6 protein-coding genes are annotated in these 8847 nt (G+C 38.0%); all 6 read right to left on the minus strand.

All coding sequences use genetic code 11. The annotated features are described in order from the left end of the window. Positions 1-581: 581 nt before the first annotated feature. The 6 genes from treR to fumC all read right to left on the minus strand — a co-directional run bounded on the left by treR (position 582) and on the right by fumC (position 8377). Positions 582-1304: a trehalose operon repressor gene (gene treR / locus BCR25_RS10345; protein ID WP_069663535.1), complete on the minus strand. Its 723-nt coding sequence runs from the start codon at positions 1302-1304 to the stop codon at positions 582-584. A 10-nt stretch (positions 1305-1314) separates the two neighbouring features. Continuing rightward, complete coding sequence (locus tag BCR25_RS10350) at positions 1315-2409, minus strand: radical SAM/SPASM domain-containing protein (protein WP_069663536.1); 1095 nt, start codon at positions 2407-2409, stop codon at positions 1315-1317. A 213-nt stretch (positions 2410-2622) separates the two neighbouring features. Continuing rightward, the gene (locus tag BCR25_RS10355; RefSeq protein ID WP_069663537.1) at positions 2623-4086 is read right to left on the minus strand and encodes a sulfatase family protein; all 1464 of its coding nucleotides are present in this window, start codon (positions 4084-4086) and stop codon (positions 2623-2625) included. A gap of 30 nt (positions 4087-4116) precedes the next feature. After that, the gene (treB, locus tag BCR25_RS10360) at positions 4117-5574 is read right to left on the minus strand and encodes a PTS trehalose transporter subunit IIBC (RefSeq protein WP_069663538.1); all 1458 of its coding nucleotides are present in this window, start codon (positions 5572-5574) and stop codon (positions 4117-4119) included. A 218-nt stretch (positions 5575-5792) separates the two neighbouring features. Further along, entirely contained in the window at positions 5793-6971 is a 1179-nt protein-coding gene (locus tag BCR25_RS10365) for an NAD(P)-dependent malic enzyme (protein WP_069663539.1), read from the minus strand. A gap of 41 nt (positions 6972-7012) precedes the next feature. Then, positions 7013-8377: a class II fumarate hydratase gene (gene fumC / locus BCR25_RS10370; RefSeq protein WP_069663540.1), complete on the minus strand. Its 1365-nt coding sequence runs from the start codon at positions 8375-8377 to the stop codon at positions 7013-7015. Positions 8378-8847: the final 470 nt, after the last annotated feature.

Below are 8847 nucleotides of genomic sequence, written 5' to 3' on the forward strand. Positions count from 1 at the left end.
CTGGTATGAGTCCGGTTCAATACCGAATTCATACCAGCCAATTAGCTGGGTAATCTACGTACAACTTTTAGGGCGCACCTCAGAAACGTTTAACCCCAAGAAATAAGCTGGAATTCACGAAAATTGTTCTTCAAATTTTTGTGAATTTCAGCTTATTTCCGAAGGGGTTGTTTCTGCTTCCACCGTTTATTCGGATTCTAAGTGACTAGATTGTAACTCATAGAGTTATGTCTCAGTCTCTTTTTAAAAAGTCATTTTTATAGCCCATACTTATTTTATGAAAAAGAGGATGGACAGAAGTGTTGAATCTCGAGAACCAAGTCCTTCAATTCTTAGTGTCTTTGACACTTAGAGAGTGATAAGATCGAAACACAGTGTAGTAAGTACTGTGCAACAATGTCTATCTGCGGCGAGTCTTTGACGAGAAAGCAGCAACTCGTTCCTTGTTGTGTTTTACAGCAATTTCAGCTTATTTCCGATAAGATTGCTTCTACTCCCGTCGTTTATTCGGATTCCAAGTGAGTGGAATATGACTCGAAGAGTTATTTCCCACTCACTTTTCTTAAAATCAAGCATTGGTTCTATTCTTTTATCTTTTTCCTTCTCGTAAATTGACTAAATTTGAATGTGTCTTCTCGATGTTTAGAGACTGTTACCTGCAATAAGCGGGTATCAGAAAGAAATACATTGTTGACAATGACCGCAACACTGTCTCCTTCGCTGATTCCAAGTAACTCACTGTCTTGGGCATTCGCTTTACCAATGGTAATCTCCTTATTTCCATAGCTAATATCCAACCCTAAAACATCTTCCAAATATAAATACAACGATTTTTCCACATCTTTCTCTTCAAAAACTGGAACAATATCTTTTACCAAATAATCTATATCTAAAATCGTCGGTACTTGATCGATAACACGAACTCGAGTCAGTTTAGTTGCTGCTTCTTCTGGATAATCCCCTTTTATAATAAGCTCTTCAGGAATTTTTTCGTCCTCAATAGAAATCACCTTTGTGATATACCCAGTCGCATTGGTTGCATCCAGTTCTGCAAAAGAAAGCAACCCCGAAGTCGCCGTTTCATCAAATTGTTTTGGTAAAGGTAACACACGAGATCCTTTGCCCATTATTTTTTGAATATAGCCGTCTTCTTCTAATAACCGTAATGATTTCCTAACTGTATCACGAGAGACTTGATACTTTTTGCAGAGCTGGTTTTCACTCGGTAAAAAGTCGCCTTCTTGATATTCACCATAAGAAATACTGTTAATAATATCCATTCGAATAAAATAGAATTTATTCATTTAAACTTATCTATCCCTTCTTTGTGAAATAAGGGACCGTATCTTTCAATACTTCTTGATAGCCGCAAAAGTCATTGTCCGCATCGACGTACATATGATTTTCCATCCGCTTGCAACCGCCACCACAAGCAGCTAAAAATGGACACTGGGCACATTTTTTCGGCAGCTCTTTTCGTAAACAGATAAATCGTTTTGGAATGGAAGACTCATTGAAAATTTCACGAAGAGTCCGTTCAAAAATATTGCCCATCTTAAACTCATCTGTTACATAAAAATCACATGGATATACACTACCGTCTGCTTCGATTACGTATTGAATTTGACATTTCCCTGTTAAACCACAGGCCCCAACAAAATTATAGTTGAATAGGTTAGATATGTCATCAAAAAGTTTGATACTTATATAATGTCCTGCTTCATATTCAGTTTTCCAAAGACGAAATATTTTTTTGTAAAATTTAGCAAAGGTTTGCGGCTGTACGCCATACAGTCCGCGTTTAATTGTATCAAAATCATCCATACAAGGAATAAATTGAACATAATCAATTTTTTGATCAAGTAAAAAGCGAAAGGATTCATATGGCTTTTTAGCAATTTGCTCAGTCAAAACACAAAGAACATTATAAGGGATTTCATATGTATCAAAATTTTTCTTCGTCTGCATAACACGTCTATACGTACCTCGTTGCTTGTAATCTACCCGATTTCTATCATGAAATTTTTCGTTGCTATCGATCGATAAACCGACTAAAAAATCGTTTTCCTTTAGAAATTTGCACCAACGATCATTAATCAAAGTTCCATTGGTTTGGATAATATATTCTACGGTTACTTTTTTTTCTTGCTTTTTGACATATGTAACAAAATTTTCAAAATAAGCCAGCCCTATCATTGTCGGCTCCCCACCTTGAAAAGCAAACTTAATTGTATCGCCCTCCTCTAAATCAGCGTAAATATTAGCGATCATCTTCTCCATGTTCTCTTTTTTCATCTTACCAAAGGAACGGACTTCTCTCATACTACTGACATCAGCATAAAAACAATAACTGCATCTTAAATTGCAAATAGATGATGCCGGTTTAATTAAAACTGAGATTGACTTCATTGTTTCTCGACCTCTTTCATTTAAACAGATAAGCAGGAATGAATGGGTTTCCTTTAACTTCCAAATCGAGTAGACGGCGAGAAAAAAGCAACGTTTCACCTTTTTCAAGGATCATTACCTTTTTCTCTGTCTCTGCTCTTATCTCTTTACATCTTTCAACAAAAATGGAACGAACGATTCTTACACTCTTAGAGGAATAACGTTCTTATCTTCTTATTCAAATTCACGTGGATGACGCCTCTTCAATTCTTCCACAGCAGCTCCTCCTCGACCAGTTTCTTCTAATCGTTGAATATATTTCGGCAAATGTCCTTTTGCATGATGAGGACCGCCCTCAAGCATCACTGTCCACAACGGATCAACATCATAATCCATAGACTTCATCATGTCATCATGCCAATTATTTAATCGATAAACAGCTTCACGAACAATTTCTGGATGTTCTTGTGCTAAATTGTTACACTCATGAGGATCATTTTCTAAATCAAATAGCATATCTTTTGGAAAAAGAAAATAACCGTCATGATACGTTCTTGTATATAACCAGTTATCAAATCGAACAGACCGTTGACAAACATGAGCCAACTGACCAATAATCAACTCTGAGCGACCAGGTGCTCCTTCATTTTTCAAACTTTCAATATAGCTTTCACCATCCCAGTAATCTGACTTAGGCAGGTCTAATAAATCTGCTAACGTTGGACATAAGTCCAAAGAATAATGTAGTCCAGTGTTTACTGTTTTCTTAGCTACCCCAGGCCACTTCATGATAAAAGGGATATTAGTTGTAGCATTATCTGCTGTTGCGTGCTCTGCATAAATCGCCAATTCGCCTAAATTTTCACCATGATCTGCTGTTACGATGATTGCAGTATCTTCATAGATTCCTTTTTCTTTTAAATAGTCAACGATTCGTCCAATATGAGCATCTACGTAATGAATACCGATGTCATACCCATCAATAAAGGTTCTTAGATCTTCGAAATTGGTTAATTTGCCCAAAGCACGAGGCATTCCCGGTTTTGGATTCGAATGATAAGAGTACAACTCCTGAGACGTATGCGGTCCAACTGCTTTTACATGTTTTTCAAATAATTCTTCTGTAAAAAATGGATCTAGGGGCTCATTTTCAAAAGGATTACCATATTCTTTAGGCGCACGATAGGGAGTATGAGGGTCCCAATAATTCACATACAAGAACCAATCATCTTCATCACTATTTCGATCCAACCAGTCAAAAACAGTTGGACTGATTTCTTCTGCTGATTCACGTCCGCGTTTTCCTGTGTTATAGATTTCACTAAACCCAGCGTAGAAGTTCCAAGTAGAATGCCTCTCAGCAAAAGGACTGATCAATACAGAACGCATTCCAGCTTTTCTAAAAATAGCCGGTAAACTTTCTGTAGATAATTTGTCCTGCATATCACGCTTGATCCCTTCCGGTCTAAAATCAGCGGCTAAACCACCATGATTGACCACGCCAGTATGGATACCAAAACGACCGGACATCAAAGCTGTTCTTGAAGGTAAACATGGGGCATCTGAGCAATAATAATTTTCAAATCGCATCCCATCATCAGCAATACGATCAATATTAGGCGATGTTTTTCGATGATAACCATAACATCCTAAATGGTCAGGTCGCATAGAATCTATGTCTATTAATAATACACGCATATAAACTCCTCCTACTTCTCTATCTTTTCTTTATAGTGAATCAATGACTTCTGTAACATCTTTTTCTAATTGCTCTTCTTCAATAAATTCTCCATTTTTTTCTTTTTTCTTATAAACAATCGCTGTTAAAACAAATGGAACAACCACCGCAATCACCATCGCTAATGTAAAAGGAACCCAATATTTAGGCTGAATACTTAAAATCGCCGGCAATCCGCCAACACCGATAGAATTAGCCAATACACCAAAAGCTGTAGCAAATGCTGTAGCAAATGCGCCTCCAATCATGGAACAATAAAATGGAAATTTAAAGCGAAGATTGACTCCATACATTGCTGGCTCTGTTACGCCTAAGTAACCAGAAATAGTCGCCGGAATAGAAACCTCACGTTCTTTCACTTTTTTATTAAATACAGCAATCGCCAGTGAAGAAGAAGCTTGAGCAATATTACTCAAAGCAACTAACGGAAACAACGGGGTTGCACCTAACGTAGCAATCAACTGTAAATTGACTGCTTGAAAAACGTAGTGGACACCCGTCATAACAATGGGAGCATAAAGCAAACCGAAAACAAAAGCAACAATAATTGCATATGGACCTGTAATTGCTCCACCAACAAAATTACCAATGCCATCCCCGATCATGCGCCCAAATGGACCAATGATCGTATTTGTCAGAAAAATAGCAGCAAGCAGTGATAAAACAGGTACAAAAATCATTGATACTACCGCTGGAATGATCTTCTTCAATCCTTTTTCTAAATACGCTAATGCTAAGGCTGAAAGAACGGCTGGAATGACTTGACTTTGATAACCAATTCGAGCAATTTGAGTGAACCCTAGATCCCAATATAATAGTTCTCCAACACCTATTTGTGCGGGTGGTAATAATTGTGGAGAAATCATTGTCAACCCTAAGACGATTCCTAAAATTTGACTGGTTCCTAATTTTTTTGTTACAGACCAAGTGATTCCAACTGGCAAAAAGTGAAAAATTGCTTGACCAGGAAGCCAAAGCATTTCGTAAATGCCATTCCAAAATATACTTTTAGAAGCAACCGTTCCACCACCAAAATCAACATCTCCAATGATATTGCGAATTCCTAAAATAAGACCGCCGGCAATAATTGCAGGTAATAATGGAATAAAGATATCCGATAAAGATCCTAACAAACGTTGAATGATATTTCCTTCTTTTTTCAAGTTAACAACTTTAACAGACTTCTGCCTATCAGTATCGATTTGATTAACTTGATTGAATTCTGTATATACTTTTTCAACATCTGGTCCAATAATTACTTGATACTGCCCGCCTTGCGATACTTGACCTTTTTGAAAAGAAAGAGCTTCGATTGCTTTTTTATCTACCTTGCTTTCATCAAGTAACCTAAAACGTAATCTAGTAACACAATGGGTAAGTGATTGGATATTTTCCTTGCCGCCTACCGCTGTCAGCAAATTTTTCAATTCATCTTGGTTGTAAGTCATTTTTTCCTTCACTCCTTAGTTATACTATATTTTTCTTGTACGTACAAGTGCCTGTACGTACAAGAAGAGCATAACCTTTATTGCAAACCCTTACAATTAAAATTCAATAATTTTTAGATTAATTTTTAATTAGAATAAAAAGATAGAACAAAAAGACAAGCCTCTTGTTCTATCTATCATAATTGTTACTATATAAATACTGATTGCGTATTACTTTTTTATTGTCGAATAACGCCATCGGTAACTGCTGCTTCAGCTACCTTTTGAATAATAATTTCCACCAAGTCCTGATTGAATGGCGAAGGAATAATATATTCACTCGTTAATTCTGATTCAGGAATGATCTCTGCGATTGCTTGTGCCGCTGCAAGTTTCATGTTTTCAGTTATTTTAGTGGCTCCTGCTACAAACGCCCCTTTAAAAAGACCAGGAAAAGCCAGCACGTTATTGATTTGGTTTGGATGATCTGAACGACCAGTTCCAACGACAGCCGCTCCGGCATCGATTGCATCCTGATAATCAATCTCGGATTCAGGATTCGCCATTGGAAATACGATCGCTCCTTTGTTCATAGATGCGACCATCTCTTTTGACACAAGTTTCGGCGCAGAGACCCCAATAAAGACGTCCGCTCCAACTAGCGCTTCAGCCATGGTGCCTTGAAAATCCTCTGCGTTTGTAATATCGGCGATTTCTTTTTCTAAAAAGTCTAAAGAACGTGCGGATTTCTTGCTTAATGCGCCATCGATATTAAAAGCAATCATATGTTTTACACCAAAATGATGAAGCATTTTTATAATCGCACTACCAGCGGCTCCTGTACCAGAAACTACTACTTTGATCTCGTCTACTTTTTTATGAACGATTTTTAAAGCATTGATCAATGCTGCGATCGTAACGATTGCCGTTCCATGCTGATCATCATGAAACACAGGGATATCCAACTCTTCAATCAATGCTCGTTCGATTTCAACACATCGTGGTGCAGAAATATCTTCTAGATTAATGCCGCCAAACGTTGGCGCCATTGCTTTGATGATTTGAATAATTTCTTTAGGATCTTTGGTATCTAGACAAATGGGGATAGCATCTATATCAGCAAATTCTTTAAACAACAATGCTTTCCCTTCCATGACAGGTAATGCTGCCTTAGGTCCAATGTCTCCCAAACCTAATACAGCTGTTCCATCTGTTACAACCGCTACTGTATTGCCTTTCCATGTATAGTCATAGATTTTATTCGGTGTTTCATGAATTTTTCTACAAGGCTCAGCAACACCTGGTGTATACGCTAAAGATAGGTCCTCTTTAGTATTCACCTCAACTTTTGAATGAATATCGATTTTTCCTCGCCATTGTTCATGCGCCTTCAATGCTTTTTCATAGATATCTGTCATTTTTTTTACTCCCCTCAATCTCTAGCTATATCAAATCATGTTCATTTTCCTAACATCGATTCTGGTTTGACCCATTGATCATACTCTGATTCTGTCAACAGTCCAGTTGCCAGCGCTGCTTGTTTTAATGTTGTCTTTTCCTCAAAGGCCTTTTTAGCGATCTTTGCGCCATTGTCATAACCGATATGAGGATTTAAAGCTGTGATCAGCATCAAAGATTGCTCAACATAGTGATGCATTCTTTCCTGATTGGCTTGAATACCGCTTAAACAATGCTTTTCAAAGGAACGTAAGCCATCGGTCAAAAGCTCGATACTCTGAATCAAATTATACGCCATTACCGGCATAAATACATTTAATTCAAAATTTCCTTGAGAGGCACCAAGACCGATCGTTGTATCGTTCCCTATGACTTGGATCGCAATCATCGTTAATGCTTCACATTGTGTCGGATTAATTTTTCCAGGCATGATCGAACTTCCAGGCTCGTTAGCAGGAATCGTAATCTCTCCAAGGCCGCTGCGAGGACCACTTGCCATCCAGCGAATATCATTAGCCATTTTCATCGCATTCGCAGCTAAAGCTTTCAATGCACCAGAAGTAAAGACTAGCGCATCCTTACTGGAAAGTGCATGAAACGTATTTGGATCTTGCGAAAAAGAAACAAAGGTCTCTTCATTTAAATATTGGACAAAGAAATCGATATATTCTTTTGAAGCATTTAACCCTGTGCCCACTGCGGTTCCACCAATAGCTAATTGTTTTAGTTCACTTAAGCTAAGTTCAAGCATTTTTTTGGTATGCTCAAATCCTGAACGCCAGCCGCTGATTTCCTGTGCAAAGGTGACTGGGGTGGCATCTTGTAAATGTGTACGCCCGATTTTGATCACCTGTTCATTATCAGCTTCAAGCATTTGTAAGGTCGCAATCATTTGATCGATGACAGGAAACAACTCTCGTTCAATGAACAGTGTGGCAGCTACATGGATTGCCGTTGGGAAAACATCATTTGAACTTTGAGACATATTGACATGATCATTAGGATGAACGATTACACCATTGTTTGCTGCTATGTGCGCAATCACTTCGTTCACATTCATATTTGTTTGAGTCCCACTACCCGTTTGCCAAATAGACAAAGGAAAGTGTTCATTGACTTCTCCAGCAATAATCCTATCTGCAGCTTGCTGGATTGCTTGGCTAATAGCGCTTGGTAGTTTGCCAGTTGCTTCATTTGCTTTAGCCGCACTTTTCTTTACCAGAGCCAAAGCAGAAATCAGTGTATACGGCATTTTTTCTGTCCCAATATCAAAATTTTGGCGGCTGCGTTCTGTCTGCGCTCCCCAAAGAGCACTCTCAGGTACTTGAATTTCCCCCATAGAATCCTTTTCGATCCGATGCTTCATGATTGGTGATCCTCTCCTTCATTCTCCTAGTTATTACCACTATACTTTAATTTGTTCTTTTTTTACAATGAAAATTTTGTTTTTTTATTGTATTGATGAACAATGCAACAGACAATATTTTGCATTATGCATCACCGTAGCGGCATATATGTCACAGTAAAAAACACCTTGATCAACTATACCTATTCCTAAGCTGTCCAAATTTTTATATACAAAAAAGTGAGTGGGACATAACTCTTCGAGTCATATCCCACTCACTTGGAATCCGAATAAACGGTGGGAGCAGAAGCAATCCCTTCGGAAATAAGCTGAAATTCACAAAAATTTGAGAGCAATTTTCGTGAATGCCTTCTTATTTCTCGAGATTAAACACTTCTGAGGTGCGCCCTAAAAGTTGTACGTAGATTACCCAGCTAATTGGCTGGTATGAATTCGGTATTGAACCGGACTCATACCAGTCAATTTTTCTT

Origin of the sequence: Enterococcus termitis (assembly GCF_001730305.1) — a bacterium.
In the GTDB taxonomy this organism is placed as follows: Bacteria; Bacillota; Bacilli; order Lactobacillales; family Enterococcaceae; genus Enterococcus_L; species Enterococcus_L termitis.